At 61.9% G+C, this 19,711-nt stretch carries 19 protein-coding genes; 16 read left to right on the forward strand and 3 right to left on the reverse strand.

The genetic code is table 11. The features are described 5' to 3' along the window. The 13 genes from ftsW (at position 1) to dnaE (ending at position 14,828) form a co-directional block, all read left to right on the forward strand. On the forward strand, positions 1-1,302 hold the full coding sequence (gene ftsW, locus ACNAOT_RS08690; RefSeq protein WP_420180747.1) for a putative lipid II flippase FtsW: 1,302 nt from the start codon (positions 1-3) through the stop codon (positions 1,300-1,302). A gap of 6 nt (positions 1,303-1,308) precedes the next feature. Further along, positions 1,309-2,427 carry an undecaprenyldiphospho-muramoylpentapeptide beta-N-acetylglucosaminyltransferase gene (gene murG, locus ACNAOT_RS08695; protein WP_420180748.1) on the forward strand — a complete coding sequence of 373 codons (1,119 nt, stop codon included), beginning with the start codon at positions 1,309-1,311 and terminating at the stop codon, positions 2,425-2,427. After that, positions 2,424-3,794, forward strand: coding sequence for a UDP-N-acetylmuramate--L-alanine ligase (murC, locus tag ACNAOT_RS08700; RefSeq protein WP_091466645.1), 1,371 nt, complete (start codon positions 2,424-2,426; stop codon positions 3,792-3,794). Before murG ends, murC begins: the two co-directional genes overlap by 4 nt. Continuing rightward, positions 3,787-4,728, forward strand: coding sequence for an FtsQ-type POTRA domain-containing protein (locus ACNAOT_RS08705; protein ID WP_420180749.1), 942 nt, complete (start codon positions 3,787-3,789; stop codon positions 4,726-4,728). Before murC ends, ACNAOT_RS08705 begins: the two co-directional genes overlap by 8 nt. Before the next feature lie 217 nt (positions 4,729-4,945). After that, positions 4,946-6,166, forward strand: a complete 1,221-nt coding sequence (ftsZ, locus tag ACNAOT_RS08710) for a cell division protein FtsZ (RefSeq protein ID WP_011774419.1) — start codon at positions 4,946-4,948, stop codon at positions 6,164-6,166. A 25-nt stretch (positions 6,167-6,191) separates the two neighbouring features. Beyond that, positions 6,192-6,947, forward strand: coding sequence for a polyphenol oxidase family protein (locus ACNAOT_RS08715; protein WP_420180750.1), 756 nt, complete (start codon positions 6,192-6,194; stop codon positions 6,945-6,947). Next, on the forward strand, positions 6,940-7,698 hold the full coding sequence (locus tag ACNAOT_RS08720; RefSeq protein ID WP_364309389.1) for a YggS family pyridoxal phosphate-dependent enzyme: 759 nt from the start codon (positions 6,940-6,942) through the stop codon (positions 7,696-7,698). The genes ACNAOT_RS08715 and ACNAOT_RS08720 overlap by 8 nt, the downstream gene beginning before the upstream one ends. An 85-nt stretch (positions 7,699-7,783) precedes the next feature. Continuing rightward, positions 7,784-8,320 carry a cell division protein SepF gene (locus ACNAOT_RS08725; protein ID WP_011774422.1) on the forward strand — a complete coding sequence of 179 codons (537 nt, stop codon included), beginning with the start codon at positions 7,784-7,786 and terminating at the stop codon, positions 8,318-8,320. Positions 8,321-8,426: 106 nt separating this feature from the next. After that, positions 8,427-8,714 (forward strand): YggT family protein, encoded by a 288-nt coding sequence (locus ACNAOT_RS08730; protein WP_091466654.1) that lies wholly within the window; start codon positions 8,427-8,429, stop codon positions 8,712-8,714. Between the two features lie 156 nt (positions 8,715-8,870). After that, positions 8,871-9,569 carry a DivIVA domain-containing protein gene (locus tag ACNAOT_RS08735; protein WP_420180751.1) on the forward strand — a complete coding sequence of 233 codons (699 nt, stop codon included), beginning with the start codon at positions 8,871-8,873 and terminating at the stop codon, positions 9,567-9,569. A gap of 115 nt (positions 9,570-9,684) precedes the next feature. Then, entirely contained in the window at positions 9,685-10,293 is a 609-nt protein-coding gene (lspA, locus tag ACNAOT_RS08740) for a signal peptidase II (protein ID WP_420180752.1), read from the forward strand. Continuing rightward, positions 10,286-11,212, forward strand: coding sequence for an RluA family pseudouridine synthase (locus ACNAOT_RS08745; protein WP_091466661.1), 927 nt, complete (start codon positions 10,286-10,288; stop codon positions 11,210-11,212). The genes lspA and ACNAOT_RS08745 overlap by 8 nt, the downstream gene beginning before the upstream one ends. A 58-nt stretch (positions 11,213-11,270) precedes the next feature. After that, the gene (dnaE, locus tag ACNAOT_RS08750) at positions 11,271-14,828 is read left to right on the forward strand and encodes a DNA polymerase III subunit alpha (protein ID WP_420180754.1); all 3,558 of its coding nucleotides are present in this window, start codon (positions 11,271-11,273) and stop codon (positions 14,826-14,828) included. Positions 14,829-14,847: 19 nt separating this feature from the next. On the opposite strand, the gene ACNAOT_RS08755 is transcribed toward dnaE, so the two are convergent. Continuing rightward, on the reverse strand, positions 14,848-15,348 hold the full coding sequence (locus ACNAOT_RS08755) for a flavin reductase family protein (protein WP_420180755.1): 501 nt from the start codon (positions 15,346-15,348) through the stop codon (positions 14,848-14,850). Positions 15,349-15,462: 114 nt separating this feature from the next. Between ACNAOT_RS08755 and ACNAOT_RS08760 the strand changes: the two genes are divergently transcribed. The 3 genes from ACNAOT_RS08760 to nrdR all read left to right on the forward strand — a co-directional run bounded on the left by ACNAOT_RS08760 (position 15,463) and on the right by nrdR (position 18,039). After that, complete coding sequence (locus tag ACNAOT_RS08760; RefSeq protein WP_420180756.1) at positions 15,463-15,996, forward strand: hypothetical protein; 534 nt, start codon at positions 15,463-15,465, stop codon at positions 15,994-15,996. Positions 15,997-16,000: 4 nt separating this feature from the next. Continuing rightward, positions 16,001-17,365: a histidinol dehydrogenase gene (gene hisD / locus ACNAOT_RS08765; RefSeq protein ID WP_420180757.1), complete on the forward strand. Its 1,365-nt coding sequence runs from the start codon at positions 16,001-16,003 to the stop codon at positions 17,363-17,365. A 173-nt stretch (positions 17,366-17,538) separates the two neighbouring features. After that, a complete protein-coding gene (nrdR, locus tag ACNAOT_RS08770) occupies positions 17,539-18,039 on the forward strand; it encodes a transcriptional regulator NrdR (protein ID WP_091466668.1) in 501 nt (166 codons plus the stop codon). A 62-nt stretch (positions 18,040-18,101) separates the two neighbouring features. Here nrdR and ACNAOT_RS08775 read toward each other — a convergent pair whose 3' ends face one another. Beyond that, entirely contained in the window at positions 18,102-18,881 is a 780-nt protein-coding gene (locus tag ACNAOT_RS08775) for an SDR family oxidoreductase (RefSeq protein WP_420180758.1), read from the reverse strand. Between the two features lie 7 nt (positions 18,882-18,888). Continuing rightward, positions 18,889-19,692, reverse strand: a complete 804-nt coding sequence (gene ppgK, locus ACNAOT_RS08780) for a polyphosphate--glucose phosphotransferase (RefSeq protein ID WP_420181144.1) — start codon at positions 19,690-19,692, stop codon at positions 18,889-18,891. Between the last annotated feature and the right edge of the window lie 19 nt (positions 19,693-19,711).

Here is a 19,711-nt window from a genome sequence, read left to right on the forward strand (position 1 = left end):
ATGGTCAGCACGCCCACCCGCACCCGCGGCAACGAACCCCGGGACGGGAAGTCCAAGGCCGCGTCTGTTGACGACAGCCGGCCCAAGGGGCTCCGCGGACACATGCGCAGCTTCTGGGAGAGCCTTGAAGGCAAGGGCAAAGCCCCCAACAGCTCCACGTATTACCTGATCCTCGGCTGTGCCCTCGCGTTGACGGCGATAGGCATCATGATGGTGCTGTCCGCGTCCAGCGTCGAAGCCATCTCCGAGGGCAAGTCGCCTTACGCCGATGCCCTCAAGCAGGCGGTCTTCGGCGTCGTTGGACTCATTGCGATGTATGTCATCTCACGGACCAACGTGAACTGGATGAAGAAATTGTCGTGGTGGGCGCTGGGGGCAGTCATTGTTCTGCTGGCCTTGGTGCAGGTCATGGGCAACACCGTTAACGGCAACAAGAACTGGATCGACATCGGCGGCGTCACCCTCCAGCCTTCCGAGATGGCCAAGCTGATCCTCTGCGTCTGGATCGCAGCTGTTCTCGCACGCAAGCAGAAGCTCCTCTACCGCTGGATGCACGTCATCATTCCAGTCGTTCCAGGCGCAGGCTTGGTGATTGCGTTGGTGATGTTAGGGAACGACCTCGGAACTGTCATCGTCATAGCGGCGATCACCGCTGCCGGGCTCTACTTCGCCGGGGTACCGGGCCGCATGCTGGCCATCGCCGGCGCAGTGGGTGCAGTCGGCGCCGTCCTGGGCACCATCAGCAGCTCCAACAGGATCTGCCGCATCACGTCGTGGTTGGGAACGGCGTCCCAGCAGTGCACCGAGCAGTTCGACTTCGATTTCCAATCCACCAACGGCATGTACGGCCTTGCGCAGGGGAGCTGGACCGGGTTGGGCCTTGGACAAAGCCGTCAGAAATACAACTGGTTGCCGGAAGCCCACAATGACTTCATTTTCGCCATTATTGGCGAGGAACTCGGCCTCGTGGGGACCATTGTGGTCCTGGTCCTGTTTGCGATTCTGGGTATTGCCATCTTCCGTGTTGTGGTCAGGCAGACCGATCCGTTCCAGCGCACCCTTGCGGGTGGAATCATGGTGTGGCTGCTCGGCCAGGCAAGCATGAACATGGCCGTAGTGACCCAACTCCTTCCCGTGGTGGGTGTGCCGCTTCCTTTCATCTCATACGGCGGCTCCGCGCTGATCATGTCCCTTTGTGGCGTGGGCGTAGTGTTGTCTTTGGCCCGCGGCCAACTGCCAGCGCAGCAGCGTTCAGGTTTCCTGCCGCGACTCATGTCCAAGACCGCACGAAAGCGTACCTAGCACTTCATGACTTTTGATTCCGCCAACGCATCCAAGCCCTTGTCCGTCGTCCTGGCCGGCGGCGGAACTGCCGGTCACGTCAGCCCGTTGCTGGCCATTGCCGATGCCATCAGGGACAAGCGTCCGGAGGCCGCCATCCTTGCTGTTGGCACGCCGTCGGGCATGGAAACCCGCCTCGTCCCCGCCGCCGGGTACGAACTTGCCACCATCGACAGGGTGCCGTTTCCGCGCAGGCCCTCAGCGGACCTCGTGAAGCTGCCCGCCCGTTTGAGCGGCGCGGTTCGGCAGGCCCGGCGCATCCTGGAGGAATCCCGCGCGGACGTTCTGGTGGGTGTGGGCGGGTACGTCTGCACACCGATGTACCTTGCTGCCAGGAAGCTCAGGATTCCCATCGTCATCCATGAGGCCAATATGAAGGCCGGCCTGGCCAACCGGGTCGGCGCCCGGTTCAGCAACCATGTTGCCGTGGCATTTGCCGGTACCCGGTTGAGGGGCGCACGCCACGTAGGCATGCCGATGCGCCGGGCCATCTCGCAACTTCACAGGACTGTTGCTGCTCCTGCCGCAAAGGCGGCGCTTGGATTGGATGCCCACCGCCCTGCGCTGATCGTCACCGGCGGCTCGTCAGGGGCGTTAAGCATCAACCGTGCCATCACGGCCGCCCTCCCGGCGCTTGCGGCTGCCGGTGTGCAGACGCTCCACATCACAGGCGTCGGCAAAGCCGTCAAGAATGACGACGGCGGACTTCTCGCCGCCGACGGCTATCGGCAGGTTGAGTACGTAGACGGGATGGAGAACGTCTATGCCGCTGCGGATGTCCTTCTGGCCCGTGCCGGCGCCGGAACAGTCAGCGAAGTAGCGGCAGTGGGAGTTCCCGCAGTATTCGTGCCCTTGCCCATCGGCAACGGAGAGCAGGCACTCAATGCTGCTCCCTTGGTTGCCGCCGGCGGCGCCATGATGGTGGATGACAAGGACCTCAGTCCGGAATGGCTGCGAAGCGAATTGATTCCGCTTCTGACAGATAGCAGCAGGCTCAACGACATGGCCCGTAAATCCGAGGCCCTCGGTATCAGAAACGCCGATCAGCGCATGGCTGATCTTGTCTTGGAAGCGGTATCCGAATGACCACCACTATCGCCCGCCTAGAGTCCCTCGGACGCGTTCACTTCATCGGCATCGGGGGAGTCGGGATGTCCGCCGTCGCACGCATCATGGTGTCACGGGGTGTTCCGGTCAGTGGTACGGATGTCAAGGATTTGCCGGTCATGCGGGACCTTTCCCTGGCAGGTGCGCGCATCGCCGTGGGCTATGACGCCGGAAACCTGGGTGACGCCCAGACAATCGTGGCCGGCTCAGCCATCCGTGCGGATAATCCGGAGCTGGTGGCGGCGCGTGATGCCGGGCTGCCCGTGTTGCACCGTTCCGAAGCGCTGGCCGCCACCATGGCCGGCCACCGGGTGGTAACCGTGGCGGGTACCCACGGCAAATCCACTACCACCTCCATGGTTGCCGTCCTGCTCAAGGAAGCCGGTTTGGATCCCTCCTTCGCCATCGGCGCGAACGTGCCGGCACTTGGCGTTAACGCGGCACATGGGGCATCCGACATTTTTGTGGCAGAGGCCGACGAATCGGATGGTTCATTCCTCAACTACCGGCCCTTGATTGCCGTGGTCACCAACGTCGAGGCCGACCATTTGGACCACTATGGGACGCCGGAAGCCGTCTTCGCTTCCTTCGATGCCTTTGCGGCCCTGCTGCCTGCCGATGGCGTCCTACTGGCATGTGCCGACGACCCCGGCGCCCGTGCCCTGGCGGAGCGCACAGCGGCCCAGGGGACCACACGGGTGCTGACGTACGGCACATCCGACGACGCTAACGTCCGGCTTCACGATGACGGCCCGGGCAACGTGTCGGTGGCCTATAACGGTGACGTCAACAAACTCGAACTTCAGGTACCGGGGCGGCACAATGCCCTGAACGCGGCAGCTGCGTTCGCCGTCGCCGTCGAACTCGGTGTGGAACCGGGTGCTGCAGCGGCGGCACTGGGCCACTTCACGGGCGCGTCCCGGCGCTTTGAGCTCAAGGGCATTGGCAGGGGAGTGCGCGTGTATGACGACTACGCCCACCACCCCACCGAGGTCCGCGCAGCTTTGTCTGCAGCCCGTTCCGTGGCCGCCGGAAACAAAGTGCACGTCCTCTTCCAGCCGCATCTGTTTTCCCGCACCCGTGAGTTCTCCCAGGAGTTCGCGGCCGCCCTGGACCTGGCAGACACCGCCATGGTCCTGGACATCTATCCAGCCCGCGAGGACCCCATTCCTGGTGTGACAAGCACGCTGATCACCGAGCATCTGGTGAACGGACGGCTGGTTTCCGCGGATGAAGCCGTTGACGCCGTGGCAGCCGTTGCAAGCGAAGGTGATGTGGTCCTGACGGTGGGCGCGGGAGATGTCACTGCCTACGGGCCGTTGATTGTGGAGGCGTTGGGTGGCTAGCACCCGCAAGCCGACCTTCAAACCGGCTACGGCGCCTCGCCAAAGCAAGGCTGGCCGTCCCCGGGGTGACTCCGCGGAGGTCATCAGTGCACAGCGTTCCGTTGAACCGGAGGCGAAGGCCCCGGAGAAACCGGCAACCGCTGCAAAATCCGCAGGCGGTGGCTCCAAGGCCGCTGGCGGGCCCGCCAAAGACGGCAAGACCTTGCCGGCGGACAACGTCATTGCCTTTCCTGAGCCGAAGAAGCGCCGCCAGCGGCGACTCGTGCTCTGGACGCTTTCGATTGTGGCCGTTGTGGTCGGTGCTTTGATTGCAGGGGCGATATTTTCGCCCGTGCTCGCAGTCCGGACCATCACAGTGGATGGCACGACGTTGCTGACGCCGGACGCGGTGCAGAAAGCACTGTCCGGCCTCGAAGGAAAGCCCCTCCCGCAGCTCAGCGAGCAGGAAATCAACGAGCTCCTGAAACCGTTGGTCCAGGTCCGTTCGGCCACCATGGAAGCGCGGCCGCCGTCGGAGTTGCTGGTGCACGTGAACGAACGCGTCCCGGTGGCACTGCTGAAGCAGGGGGACTCCTACGTCATGGTGGACGTGGACGGTGTGCAGCTCGGTGCAACGAAGGACTTGTCGGCGGTTGCACTTCCGTTGATCGACGCTGGAGTTGGCACAACCAACACGGAGTTGTTCAAGGCTATTGCTGCCGTGCTGGACACCTTGCCCGCCGATATCCTGGCCAGGATGTCCACGGCCTCTGCAGCATCAGCCGATGCTGTTGAGCTGAAGCTGGTGGACGGAAAGACGGTAGTGTGGGGCAATGCCGAGGACAGGGAACTGAAGTCGAAGGCACTTGAAGCGCTCCTGCGGATGCCGGCGGACCCCAAGGTTCCCGTCAGTATCTACGACGTCAGTGTTCCCCGGCATCCATTCACAAAATAAGCAGCAAATGAGAACGTAACCTGCGGCCGGCGGTGGCCTTATTTCGCGACAATCACACGACACGCGCAAGCGGAGATTGCATGTGGCAACCAGAGGAAATACCGTCGCAGTAGAGTTACTTGACATAACTATAACCTTCAACTAGAGGGTTAAGGTCCAAGGATTCAAGTTGGACTCGATCAGTTTCGCTATAGGACACAAGCAAGGGGCACGAAACGTGGCAGCACCGCAGAATTACTTGGCCGTCATCAAGGTCGTCGGCATCGGCGGCGGTGGCGTGAACGCAGTCAACCGCATGATCGAGGTCGGCCTTCGGGGCGTGGAGTTCATCGCCATCAACACCGACGCGCAGGCGCTGCTCATGAGCGACGCCGACGTCAAGCTCGACGTCGGACGTGAACTCACCCGCGGCCTCGGTGCCGGGGCAAACCCGGAGGTCGGCAAGCAGGCAGCAGAAGACCACGCCGACGAGATCGAAGAAGTTCTCCGTGGTGCTGACATGGTCTTCGTTACTGCAGGCGAGGGTGGTGGCACCGGAACCGGTGGCGCACCCGTGGTCGCGCGCATCGCCCGCTCCCTCGGTGCGCTGACCATTGGCGTCGTAACCCGTCCGTTCACCTTCGAAGGCCGACGCCGCGCAGGCTCTGCCGAGGCCGGCATTGACGCCCTCCGCGACGAAGTCGACACCCTGATCGTCATCCCCAACGATCGCCTCCTGTCCATCAGTGATCGCAACGTCTCCGTCCTGGACGCCTTCCGCTCCGCGGACCAGGTGCTCCTTTCCGGTGTCCAGGGCATCACGGACCTCATTACCACCCCGGGCTTGATCAACCTTGACTTCGCTGACGTCAAATCCGTCATGCAGGGCGCAGGATCGGCCCTCATGGGCATCGGTTCCGCCCGTGGCGAAGACCGCGCTGTCAAGGCTGCCGAGCTGGCCATCGCCTCCCCGCTCCTGGAAGCATCCATCGACGGTGCCCACGGTGTCCTTCTTTCCATCCAGGGCGGCTCCGATCTTGGGCTGTTCGAGATCAACGAGGCTGCCCGCCTTGTGCAGGAAGTGGCCCACCCCGAGGCAAACATCATCTTCGGTGCCGTCATTGACGACGCCCTGGGTGACGAAGCACGCGTGACTGTCATTGCTGCAGGCTTCGACGACGTCAAGGCAACTTCGCCGTCCATGGACCAGTCACGTCCGGCCCAGAACCCTGTGCCCTCGGACCGCCCGGCTGCTCCGAGCAGCGCGCCTTCCAGCGCTGCCGCACCGCAGCACGCTACGGCTGGCATCGGCGCAGCAGGGTTGAGCAACTGGGGCCAGCAGCGTCCCTCCGCCCTGCCCGCGGACTCCGGCTTCGACGTCGACCTTCCGGCAGTGGTTGAACCCGATCTTTCGGGCAGCCGCTCCGACGACCTCGACGTTCCCGACTTCCTGAAGTAAGCCACGTTCGGAGAGTCAGTACCAGGTGTTTTGGTGGCGAAATGAAGTACGGCCCGGCGTTTCTGTAGCCTTCACGGATGCAGGCGCCGGGAACCTGGCTCTCCATGTGGGGGACGATCCCTCGGACGTGATGGCCCGTCGTGTCCGGTTGGAACAGGCTACTGGCCTGAGCGCCAATGGTCCGGTTGCAGGGCAGTTCCAATATATGGATCAGGTCCACGGCAACCACGTTGAGTTCATTGCAGCACACGGTCCGGGACCCACTGCTGACGCTATGGTCTCCGCCGCCGGGGGATCGTCCAGCTCGCAAGCGCCCACAACATTCCCGCGTCCACCACAGCCTCTGGCTGTCATGGTGGCTGATTGCGTCCCGGTCGTGCTCGTTGGGAGTGATGCCGACGACAACCCCGTCATAGCTGCTGCCCACGCCGGGCGTCCCGGTGTCGCTTCTGCCGTTGTACCTGCCACCGTCGAAGAAATGCGCCTCCGGGGAGCCGCCAGCATCAGCGCATGGCTCGGTCCGTCCATCTGCGGATCCTGTTATGAGGTCCCGGAACAGCTGCGGGCCGACGTCGCAGCAAAAGTTCCCGAAACATGGTCTTCCACCTCGTGGGGAACGCCGGCCTTGGACCTGCCGGCGGGTGTCCGGGCCCAGTTGACTGCACTCCACATCACCGTGGAGTATTCCGGAGGATGCACCCTCGAAAACGACTCCCTATTTTCCTACCGGCGGGACTCCCGAACCGGTCGATTCGCAGGTTTGGTGTGGACTCATGACTAGCGTTGGATATGACAATGAACAAGGGCAGGATTCGGGCGGCGACGCCCGGACCGCTGAGCTTGCTCATCGGCTCGGCCTCGTCCGCCAACGAATGGAATCTGCCGTCCACGTTGCCGGGCGGACTGATTCACCGCGGCTGATTGTGGTCACCAAGTTCCATCCCGCGGCCGACGTCCGTCGCTTGGTCGCCCTCGGCGTTACGGACGTCGGCGAAAACCGCGACCAAGAAGCTGCCGCCAAGAGTGCTGAGCTCACACATGTTGACGTCAAGTGGCACTTCATTGGCCAGCTTCAGAGCAATAAGGCGAAGTCCGTGGCCAAGTATGCCTCGTCGGTCCAGTCCATCGACCGCGTGGCGGTTGTTGACGCTTTGGCCAAGGCCATCGCCCGTGAAAAGGATGCCACGGGGCGGAGCGACCTCGATTGCTTCATCCAGGTCAGCTTGGACGACGATGCCGGCGCTCACCGCGGCGGTGCCAACCCTTCCGACGTCGAGGTCCTCGCAGGAAAAATAGAATCAGCTGAAGGGCTGCGGCTGGCCGGGCTGATGGCAGTGGCGCCGCTGGGGGCTGATCCGAACGCCGCGTTTGAGAAGCTCGCCGGGATTTCCCAGGCGCTCTGCGCCGTTCATCCCGCCGCAACAGGTATTTCTGCGGGGATGAGCCAGGACCTGGAAGCAGCGGTGAAGTTCGGGGCGACACACCTGAGAATTGGCTCCGATATTCTCGGTTCCCGTCCGGCCGTGGGGTAGCGTCAAAGTATTGGAATGACGGGCCGGGGTTCCAATATGTCAAGTCATGGCGGCCCGCCTACTGCAGAAATGATAGGAGTGCACCATGGCTGGCGCTCTGCGCAAGACAATGATCTATCTTGGGCTCGCCGACGGCGATGAACACTACGAATCTGAGCAGTCCGTCGCCACGCACCACGATGAAGAACGCCCCCAGGCACAGGAACGGGAAGAGCGCCGTGCGCCTGCTCCCGTCCGGGAAGTTGTCCGTGAAATGCCCACTGTTGATGCCGAAGAGGAATACCGCGCACCCGTGACACCCATCAAGCGTGCGGCGTCCAGCCGCGAAGATGCCTCGGGCCTGAGGCAGATCACCACCGTTCACCCGCGTTCATACAACGATGCCAAGGTCATCGGTGAGAGTTTCAGGGATGGCATTCCTGTGATCATGAATGTCACTGACATGGGCGAAGCCGACGCCAAGCGACTCGTGGACTTCTCTGCCGGCCTTGTTTTTGGCCTGCACGGCAGCATCGAGAGGGTGACCAACAAAGTCTTCCTGTTGTCGCCGTCGTACGTTGAGGTCATCGGAGATGACAAGAAGGCCAGCGAAACGCAGGCCAGTTTCTTCAACCAGAGCTGACAACAGTTTTTTGCAGATGCCAGGCGGGTCACCCCGCCTGGCATCTGTGTTGCAATAGTAGGGACCGATCCGCATTCCGGAACAAGTGGGAGATCTGAGCTAACTCGTGGGCATTGTTTTCGGCCTTATCTATATTGTGTTGTTGCTGTTCTTCATTGCCCTGATCATCCGACTCATCTTCGAATGGGTCCAGATGTTCGCCCGCCAGTGGCGGCCAAGGGGTGTGGCGTTGGTTACAGCCCATGTGGTGTACTCCGTAACGGATCCTCCGCTTGGCAGGCTCCGAAAACTCATACCACCCCTTCAACTGGGCGGAATATCGCTGGATTTGGGCTTCCTGATCCTGATTATTGCCGTCAGCATTGCCATGGCAGTGACCAGCAGCCTGGCGTAGCTGCTTCGCGGAACCCGGGCCACCGATGGTCCATAGGCCGCAAATTCTCCAAATCAACACGATGGTGTTGAATTAGAGGAACAAGATGATATTTAGGTACCGTAGTTTTGAACGGCCGGAAGGCCTACTGACTAACTAGACCAACGAGGTGACCAGATGGCTTTGACGCCAGAAGACGTTGTCAACAAGCGCTTTCAGCCGACCAAGTTCCGCGAAGGCTACGACCAGGATGAGGTCGATGACTTCCTCGACGAGATCGTGGTGGAACTTCGCCGCTTGAACCAGGAGAACGACGAACTTCGCAAGAAGCTCGGCGAGGCCGGATCGGCTGTTCCCGCTGCAACTGCTGCAGCCCCGGTCGTCGAGAAGGTTCCGGCCCCGGTCAAGGTCGACAAGGAAGCCGAGGCGAAGGCGGAAGCCGAAGCCAAGGCTGCCGAAGCTGCCAAGAAGAAGGAAGCCGAGCAAGCTGCAGCCGTTGCCGCAGCTCCGAAGGCACCCGCTGCCGGCAACGGCGTCACCTCTTCCGCTGAGTCTGCTGCAGGCCTGCTTGCCATGGCACAGCAGATGCACGACAAGCACGTTTCAGACGGTGCGCAGCAGAAGGAAAAGATCATTGCCGAGGCTCAGATCGAGGCTTCCAGCCTCGTCAACGACGCCCAGGAGAAGTCCCGCAAGATCCTTGGTGCCCTCGAGCAGCAGCGCTCCGTTCTTGAGCGCAAGGTTGAGCAGCTCCGCGGCTTCGAGCGCGACTACCGTTCACGCCTGAAGGCTTACATCGAGGGTCAGCTCCGCGACCTCGACGCCCGTGGTTCCGTTGCTGCCCCTGAGGTTGGCGAAGCAACCGCAGACGTTTAGCAAGTATTCTGAAAGCCGGTGGCTGAGGACTCCTCGGCCGCCGGCTTTCGCTGTTAAAGACTGACAGCGGCCAAAAGCTGACAGCAGCCCGCCACGCTTCCCGAATGAAAGCACTATGACAGACGACTTCACCGCTGACGCCGCACAACCGGCGCCTGCTGAGCGCCGTAAGTGGCGTCCTGCCATGCTCTGGCTCTTTGCCGGCTTCGCCGTGTTCGCCTACGTTTTTGATCAGCTCACCAAGCTCTGGGTGACCAGCACCATGACAGAGGGTGAGCGCATTCCTGTGCTGCCTCCGTTGCTGCACTGGTACTACATCCGTAATTCCGGGGCGGCGTTTTCCATCGGCGAGAACGTGACATGGATCTTCACGATCGTCATGGCAGCTGTTTCCGTGGCGATCCTCTTCCAATTGCGAAAGTTGGGTTCTGCTTGGTGGGCGCTTTCCTTGGGGCTGTTGCTGGGAGGGGCTCTCGGCAACTTAACCGACCGTTTGTTCCGTGAGCCATCCTTCGCCATGGGGCATGTGGTGGACTTTATCCAATTGCCGAACTTCGCCATCTTCAACATCGCCGACTCGGCGGTGGTGTCGGGCGTCGTTATTATTTGCCTCCTGACGCTGCGGGGCGTCGGCATGGATGGAACGCGGCATGTAGCAGTACCCAAGCCCGCCAAAGATGCGAAGCCTGCGGGCGGCACTACCGGGGAGCCTGCTGGTGAGTGAATCTGTGGTGGTCCCCGAAGAGCTGGCCGGCGTTCGCGTTGACGCAGGCCTGGCGCAGCTTCTGGACATTTCGCGCTCCGCGGCTGCGCTGCTGATTTCCGAGGGAAACGTCACAAGCGGCGGAGTGGCAATGGGTAAGTCGGCAAAGCTCGTTGCCGGCGCGTTGATTGATGTCACGGTTCCCGAGCGTCCGGATCCCTTGGAAGTCGTGGAGGAAGTTGTGGAAGGCCTGAAGATCCTGCTGGACGACGAGGAATTCGTTGTCATCGACAAGCCTGTGGGGGTTGCTGCCCATCCCTCGCCCGGCTGGGTGGGCCCTACTGTAGTGGGGGGTCTCGCCGGTGCCGGATACCGGATTTCAACCTCAGGGGCGCCTGAGCGGGCGGGAATCGTTCACAGGCTCGACGTCGGTACGTCCGGCGTGATGGTCGTGGCCAAGACCGAGCACGCCTACACGGTCCTGAAGCGGGCGTTCAAGGAACGTACCGTGGAGAAGGTTTATCACGCAGTCGTTCAGGGACTGCCTGATCCGCTGGAGGGCACTATTGACGCGCCGATCGGTCGTCACCCCGGCCATGACTGGCGGTTCGCCGTCATTGAGGACGGCCGGCCGTCAGTGACCCATTACGAGGTCCTGGAAGCTTTTGGCAAAGCGACCTTGGTGGAAGTCCATTTGGAGACCGGCCGGACGCATCAGATCCGAGTCCACTTCTCGGCGCTTCGGCATCCGTGTGCCGGAGATCTCACCTATGGGGCAGACCCTCGTCTCGCTGCGAACCTCGGCCTCACCCGGCAATGGTTGCACGCCCGCCAGCTGGGCTTCACCCACCCCCGCACAGGCGATTGGGTTGAAGTCAGCAGCGACTACCCGGCGGACCTTCAGTACGCCCTGGATTTGCTCGCGACAGGCTCCGCATAGACAGAATTCACCGTCCCGGGTCCGACTTCTGTCGGACCCGGGACGGTAGACTGTCGTGGTGACTTCCAGCAATGATTCGTTCGTCCATCTGCACACCCACACCGAATACTCCATGCTGGATGGAGCTGCCCGGCTCGGTGAGTTGTTCGATGAAACCGAACGCCTGGGGATGCCCGCCCTAGCCACCACGGACCATGGATATTTGTTCGGAGCTTTCGACTTTTGGCGCAAGGCCACGGACAAGGGCATCAAACCGATCATCGGTGTCGAAGCCTACGTAACCCCTGGTACCGCCCGCGGGGACAAGGAGCGCGTGCGCTGGGGCGATGAAAGCCAGCGCAAGGACGACGTCTCGGGTGGTGGCTCGTATACCCATATGACCCTCCTGAGTTACAACAACGTGGGCATGAGGAACCTGTTCAGGGCTTCATCCATCGCCTCCTTGGACTCCGTCTTTGGTAAATGGCCGCGGTTGGACCGGGAACTACTCAACACCTACTCCGAAGGCTTGATCGCCACCACAGGTTGCCCTTCCGGGGAAGTCCAGACCAAGTTGCGGCTCGGTCTTTACCGTGAGGCTGTGGAAGCCGCAGCTGAATTCCGCGATATTTTTGGCGCGGAGAACTACTTCTGCGAACTGATGGATCACGGGCTGGACATTGAACGGCGCGTCACGGGCGATCTCCTGCGCCTTGCCAAGGAGCTCAACCTCCCGCTGGTGGCCACCAATGACCTCCATTACACGCATGAACATGATGCCAAGGCCCACGAGGCCTTGTTGGCCATCCAATCCGGTTCCACGCTCCTGGAGCCGACGTATGACAACGGCGGTTCGCGCTTCGCGTTCTCCGGCAGCGGCTACTACCTGAAGTCGCCGCAGGAGATGCGGGAGCTGTTCCGGGATCACCCTGAAGCTTGCGACAACACGCTGCTCATCGCCGAGCGCTGCGAAGTTTCTTTCAACACCGGCGCCAACTACATGCCGCGCTTCCCTTGCCCTCCCGGGGAAGACGAGACCTCCTGGCTGGTCAAGGAAGTGGATACCGGCCTGAAGTACCGCTACCCCCAAGGCATTCCTGACAAGGTCCGGAAGCAGGCGGACTACGAGCTGGGCGTCATCACGTCCATGGGATTCCCGGGGTACTTCCTGGTGGTTGCCGACTTCATCAACTGGGCCAAGAACAACGGCATCCGTGTAGGTCCCGGCCGCGGATCCGGTGCAGGCTCCATGGTGGCGTACGCCATGCGCATCACCGACCTCGACCCCCTGCAGCACGGCCTGATCTTTGAACGCTTCCTTAACCCGGACCGCGTTTCCATGCCCGACTTCGACGTCGATTTCGATGATCGCCGCCGCTCCGAGGTGATTGACTACGTCACCAAGAAGTACGGCGACGAGCGTGTGGCCATGATCGTCACGTACGGCACCATCAAGACCAAGCAGGCGCTCAAGGACTCCTCGCGCGTGCTGGGCTACCCGTTCAGCATGGGTGAGACGCTGACCAAGGCACTTCCTCCTGCCGTTATGGCCAAGGACATTCCCTTGGCGGACATTCAGAACCCGGAATCCAAGCGTTACAGCGAAGCCGGGGATTTCCGCCAGCTGATCGCCACGGATCCGGAGGCCGCCAAGGTCTTCGAGACTGCCCTGGGCATCGAGGGACTGAAACGCCAGTGGGGTGTTCACGCGGCCGGCGTCATCATGTCCTCGGACCCCATCATCGATGTCATTCCCATCATGCGCCGTTTCCAGGACGGCCAGGTCATCACCCAGTTCGATTACCCGACGTCCGAAGGCCTCGGCCTGATCAAGATGGACTTCCTGGGTCTCCGAAACCTGACGATCATTTCGGATGCCCTGGAAAACATCAAGATGAACCGCGGCGTCGACCTGGATCTGGAGAACCTGGAACTCGACGACGCCGCGTCCTACGAGCTTTTGGCGCGCGGTGACACCTTGGGTGTGTTCCAGCTCGACGGCGGTCCCATGCGGTCCCTGCTCAAGCTCATGAAGCCTGACAACTTCGAAGACATCTCCGCTGTTCTTGCCCTGTACCGGCCTGGACCCATGGGCGCCAACGCCCACACCGACTACGCCCTGCGCAAAAACGGGATCCAGGAAGTCATTCCCATCCACCCGGAGCTGGAAGAACCGCTGAAGGAAATCCTGGGCGGCACCTTTGGCCTGATCGTGTATCAGGAGCAGGTCATGGCCGTGGCCCAGAAGCTGGCCGGCTACTCGCTTGGACAGGCCGACATCCTTCGCCGCGCCATGGGTAAGAAGAAGAAGTCCGAGCTGGACAAGCAGTTCGCCGGCTTCTCCCAAGGCATGCAGGACAACGGCTACTCCATGGCCGCCGTCAAGACGCTGTGGGACATTCTGCTCCCGTTCTCCGACTACGCCTTCAACAAGGCCCACTCGGCAGCATATGGCGTTATCTCGTACTGGACGGCCTACTTGAAGGCGCACTATGCGCCGGAGTACATGGCTGCCTTGCTGACGTCCGTGGGTGATGACAAGGACAAATCCGCCATCTACCTCAACGAGTGCCGTCGAATGGGCATTACTGTCCTCCCGCCGGACGTCAACGAATCCTCGCTGAACTTCACCCCGGTGGGAACGGACATCCGCTTCGGCATGGGCGCCATCCGCAATGTCGGCGTCAATGTGGTGGATGCAATGGTGGCTGCGCGCACTTCCGAGGGCAAGTACACGTCCTTCAAGGATTTCCTCCTCAAGGTGCCCGCCGTAGTGTGCAACAAGCGCACCATCGAATCGCTGATCAAAGCCGGAGCGTTCGATTCACTCGGTCACCATCGGCGTGCTTTGGCGATGATCCACGAAGAAGCCATCGACTCTGTGATCACGCTCAAGCGCAACGAGGCAATTGGCCAGTTCGATCTCTTCGCGGGCTTTGAAGACCAGGAGCCCGAGGCGTCGCTGACCACCGAAATCCCGGATCTGCCCGAGTGGGAGAAGAAGGACAAGCTGTCCTTCGAACGGGACATGTTGGGCCTTTACGTTTCAGACCATCCCTTGCAGGGGCTGGAGGGCGTCCTCAGCCAGCACGCTGAACAGTCCATTACGTCGATCATCGCCGAGGACGGACCGCACGACGGCGCGATAGTCACCATTGCGGGCATGATCACCTCGCTGAGCCGCAGGATTGCCAAGGCCAGCGGAAACGCCTATGCCCGAGCAGAAATCGAAGACCTGGGCGCTTCCATGGAGGTCATGTTCTTCGGCCAGGTTTACGGTCCCATCGCCTCGGTCCTGGCTGAGGACTTGATCGTTGTGGTCAAGGGCCGTCTGCAGCGCCGCGATGACGGAGCGGTCACTTTGAACTGCATGGAGCTATCCGTCCCGGACCTCAGTGAAAGCGTGAACGGTCCCGTGGTGATCACCATTCCAACGTTCAAGGCCACCGAGGCAGTAGTGACTGACCTGCGTGACGTGCTGCGAACCCACCGCGGAAATTCGGAAGTCCGGCTCAAGCTGATGGGAGACACGAAGGTGGAGGTCATGGGCTTGCCCGTCCATATGCGGGTCAACCCCAGTCCTTCGCTTTTTGGTGACTTGAAGGTCCTGCTGGGTCCTGCCTGCCTGGATAACTAGCAGGCTCGCGGCCGCTCGGTCAGATTTCGTAGTCGAGCGGCGCGGGCTTGCTGTAACCGCCGCTGTGGTACAGCAGGGGAGTGCCGTCCTCGCCCACCTGGCCGTCTATGACCTCGACTACCACCACAGCGTTGTTCTCGAAAGACAGGCGCATCTGGATTCTGCCCACGAGCCAACCGCTGACATCCTTGAGAATAGGCACGTCATGGGGGCCCGGCTCCCAATGGTCGCCGTCGAACCGGTCGCGTGTCCGTGCGAAACGATTGGCGAGGGCTTGGTTTTCCAGCCCCAGCATGTGGACTCCGATGTACTCCGCGTTGGCCACGGCAGGCCAGGAACTGGAACTCCTGGCCATGTTGAAGGTGAAGCGGGGCGGCTCGGCGGATAGCGAGGCCACAGACGTGGCGGTGAAGCCGAAGGGGCTTCCGTTGAGGTTCGCCGTGATGATGGCTACTCCAGCGGCATGCCGACGGAACATCTCCCTGAAAGTCTCCTCGAAGCCGGATGGTTCGCTGGGCACGTCGGTTTTCTCCTGAATTGGGGCCTTGCATGTCTTCTTCTTCAGGGTATTCCTCCGGGACTGCGAGCCCCACATTTTGTCGGGTCGGCGTGAACCTTTGTTAATGTGAGGTGCATGACCGATTCCACCGTGCACGTCCCTGCCGTCGCGGAACAGATCTCTGCCTCCAAACCCCGGCGCTCGAAGGACGTCCTGTGGTTGGTCCTTCCGGCGGCTTTGGGTGTGGTTGCCGGATTCATCTGGTGGCTTCTTGCTCCGGGTGGACTGAACCTGGTCTCGGGTAATCCGGATCTGGCGAATGCGGCCAACCCTGATTCCTGGCTTCCGCGGGACTTGGTCCTCGCAGCCCTGATGCTGCTGGCAGGGTGCCTCACCGGCGTGATGCTGGACGGAAAGTTAAACGGAGATGGTGCCGCGCGGCGCTTGGCCTTTGCTCTCCTTGGGGGTGCTTTGGGTGCGGTCTTCGCGTGGCTGATTGGGCTGCTTGCCGCCCAGTTGCTGGGGCCCGCCCCGGATCCTGCCCTTGGCTCCGGGTTTGGCTTCACGCTGCGCTCCTACGCTGTACTGGTTCTGTGGCCTGCTGCCATCGCTTTTATCACGTTTGTCCTGGCGCTGTTCGGGGTTCTGTCGAAGAAACCCGTAAAATAGCCGGGTGACCACTTCCTCGGATACTTCCGCCCTCTCCACTGACGCCCTAAATTTCCGGAGCATCGATTTCCGGGGCCGCCGCCTTTCCTTGGCGGAGCTGCGCGCAGCTGTGCCAAGGGCGCAGCATCAGACGATGGCGGAGGCCGAACAGAAGGTCCTGGACATCATTTCCGACGTCCGTAGCCGCGGCTTTGCCGCCTTGGCCGAACTGGCCAGGAAATTCGACGGCGTGGAGCAGTCACACCCCAGAGTCCCGGCAGAGGCACTCACCCAGGCGCTGACCGAACTCGACCCAAAGGTCCGCTCGGCCTTGGAGGAGTCCATCAACCGCGCCAGGCAATTTGCTGACCAGCAGCGCCCTGCCAATGTGGATGTACAACTTGGCGACGGTGCCGTTGTCAGCCAAAACTGGATTCCTGTGGGACGCGTTGGGCTCTACGTTCCCGGTGGACTCGCTCCGCTGGCATCTTCAGTCATCATGAACGTGGTCCCCGCGGTTGCCGCCGGCGTGGAGTCCATTGCGCTTGCCTCCCCGCCGCAGAAAGACTTTGGCGGCCTCCCGCACCCCACCATCCTGGCCGCGGCGAAGCTCCTGGGCATTGACGAGGTGTACGCCATCGGCGGCGCACAGGCCATTGTTTCGTTTGCTTACGGCATCCCTGGTACAGATGATGAACTGTCTATTGAGCCTGTTGACGTTGTCACGGGCCCGGGCAACATTTTTGTGGCCACAGCCAAGCGCCTCGTCAAGGGTGTGGTGGGCATCGATTCCGAGGCCGGAACCACGGAGATCGCCATCCTTGCCGACGCCACCGCGCAGGCCCCGTTGGTGGCCGCCGACCTCATAAGCCAGGCGGAGCATGATCCCAAAGCAGCCTCCGTCCTGGTGACTGACTCCGCTGAACTGGCTGACGCCGTCGTGCTTGAACTGGCGCGGCAGGCCGCTGGAACAAAGCACCGTGCGCGCGTTCTTGAGGCGCTGTCCGGACCACAGTCCGGTGTGGTGCTGGTGGATGATCTTGAGCAGGGGATCGCGGTCTGCAACGCATACGCCGCTGAACACCTGGAAATCATGACGGCCAACGCGGCCACGGTTGCAGCGCGGATTCGTAACGCGGGAGCGATCTTCGTGGGCGACTTCAGCCCGGTCAGCCTGGGGGACTACTGCGCAGGTTCCAACCACGTGCTGCCTACCAGCGGAACGGCCGCTTTCTCGTCCGGTCTCAACGTCACCACGTTCCTCCGCGCGGTCCAGGTCATCAACTATGACCGTGCCGCCTTGGAGCAAGTCAGTGGACACATTGTGAGCCTGTCGGGTGCAGAGGACCTTCCGGGCCACGGAGATGCTGTTCGAATTCGCTTCGCGTAGGGCCTCAACCACTACATATAAGGGTGACTACCACTACATGTAGTAATTACACGCTTGTCATTACCGCATGGCGGACCGTAAACTGGTGCCGGAAGTGAATCTTCCGGCACCTTTGCGTATCCGGCGTCCTGCCGCATGCGATTCCGTGCCGGAGCCGTCAGGGGAGGCCCAGCGTGTATTGTCCGTTCTGCCGGAATCCCGACTCCCGCGTCGTCGACAGCCGAATGGCTGACGACGGTTCGTCCATCCGCCGCCGACGCCAGTGCCCGGAATGCGGACGTCGCTTCACCACCGTGGAAACCACCAGCTTGTCCGTGATCAAGAGGTCCGGCGTCGGCGAACCATTCAGCCGCATCAAGGTCATCAGTGGAGTCCGCAAGGCATGCCAGGGACGTCCGGTCACGGAGGACGATCTTGCAATGCTCGCCCAGGAAGTCGAGGAGAATATTCGTTCCTCGGGCGCAGCGGAGATCGATGCCCATGAGGTGGGACTGGCCATTCTGGGCCCGCTCCGGAAGCTTGATGAAGTGGCATACCTTCGTTTTGCCAGCGTGTATCAGGCGTTTGAGTCCCTGGAGGACTTCGAATCAGCCATCTCCCTGCTACGCCATGAGGCAGAAGCGGCCAAGGCAGGCGCCAAGCAAGTCAAGGGTTCGGAAAAGAGCCAGCTATAGCTCCGGTGGCGGCAGCGGAGGGGAAGCCGCAGCCGCCACCGGCATCAAAATCCTGACCGGGATCAGCGCCCGCCGGACACAGGGAGCACGGCTCCGGTAATGTACCCGGCCTCGTCCGACATCAGCCACATCACCGCCGCAGCCACCTCCTCCGGCTCCGCGCTGCGGCCCATCGGGATGGTTGGGTTCAGCCGCTCCACGCGGTCCGGCATTCCAGCCGCTGCGTGGAGGCCGGTATTGGTGCTGCCCGGGGCAACGGCGTTGACACGGATGCCCTGCTTGGCCACTTCGGCGGCAAGGCCCACCGTCAAAACATCCACTGCCCCCTTGGTGGCCGCGTAGTGGACCCAGGTTCCGGGCGAGCCCGCCTTGGTGGCTGTGGAGGAGACGTTGATGATGGAGCCGCCGCTGCCGCCGTTGTCCGTCGAAAGTCGCCGAACTGCTTCCTGGCACATGAAAATCATTCCGGCCACGTTGACATCAACAACCCGTTGGACCGTTTCCGCCGGTACTTCCGTGAGGGCGCCGATCAGGTTTCCCGTGATGGCGGCGTTGTTGATTACGGCGGTCACAGGACCCCAACCGGTGGCTTCGTCGAACAGACGTCCGACGTCGGCCGGTTGGCTGACATCCGCCTGCACGGCGCGCGCCTTGCCGCCTTGGGCCAGGATGTCGTTGACCACGGTCCGTGCACCTTCAGCGTCTGCGGAGTAATTGACCACCACGTGATACCGGGCAGCCGCCGCGGCGAGTGCTACGGCGGCTCCGATCCCCCGACTGGCGCCGGTGACGATTGCGACTCCGCGTTCATCATGCTGGTCGGCTGTTTCGGCCTCTGTCATGCCGCGGCTACTTCGCGAGCTTGTGGTGCAAAGCGACTTCGAGTGCCGCGCCCACAATGCCGGCGTCGTTCTTCAACTTTGCCGTGACGATTTTGGTCCGCAGCTCAAGGTGCGGGAAGTACTCGTCGGAGCGTTTGGAAATGCCGCCACCCACAATGAACAGCTCGGGGGAGAACAGGAACTCCACGTGCTGGAGGTAGCGGTTGAGCAGGACACCGTACTCGTCCCAGCTCAGGCCATCGCGTTCGCGAGCCACCGCGGAGGCTTTGGTTTCGGCGTCGTGCCCGTCGACCTCAAGATGCCCGAGCTCGGCGTTGGGGACCAGCTGTCCATTGAAGATGAATGCCGATCCGATGCCGGTTCCCAGGGTGATCACCAGGACGGTGCCGTCCACGCCCTCGCCAGCACCGTAACGGGCTTCGGCGAGGCCGGCGGCGTCGGCATCATTGATGACCTCTACCGGGCGGCCGAGGCGTTTGGTGAAGGCGGCGTCGATGTTGGTGCCAAGCCAGGTTTTGTCCACGTTGGCCGCCGAGTTGACCACGCCGTGCTGGATGATGCCGGGGAATGTCACACCCACGGGGGAATCCGCTGCCGGCGCGTCGGGACGGCTGGAGAGTTCCTCAACGATTTGGGCGACAACCTCAGCTACAGCTTCCGGAGTGGCGGGCTGCGGAGTGGGAACGCGGAAGCGGTCGCCAATCAACTTGCCCTTCTTCAGGTCGACGATGCCGCCCTTGATGCCGGTGCCACCGATGTCGATACCGATCAACGGGGCGTTCTTGTGGGTCTTCTCATCCTTCTTGGACAATGCATTTCCGATCATGGCA

Source organism: Paenarthrobacter sp. TA1.8, assembly GCF_048595705.1.
GTDB lineage: Bacteria > Actinomycetota > Actinomycetes > Actinomycetales > Micrococcaceae > Arthrobacter > Arthrobacter nitroguajacolicus.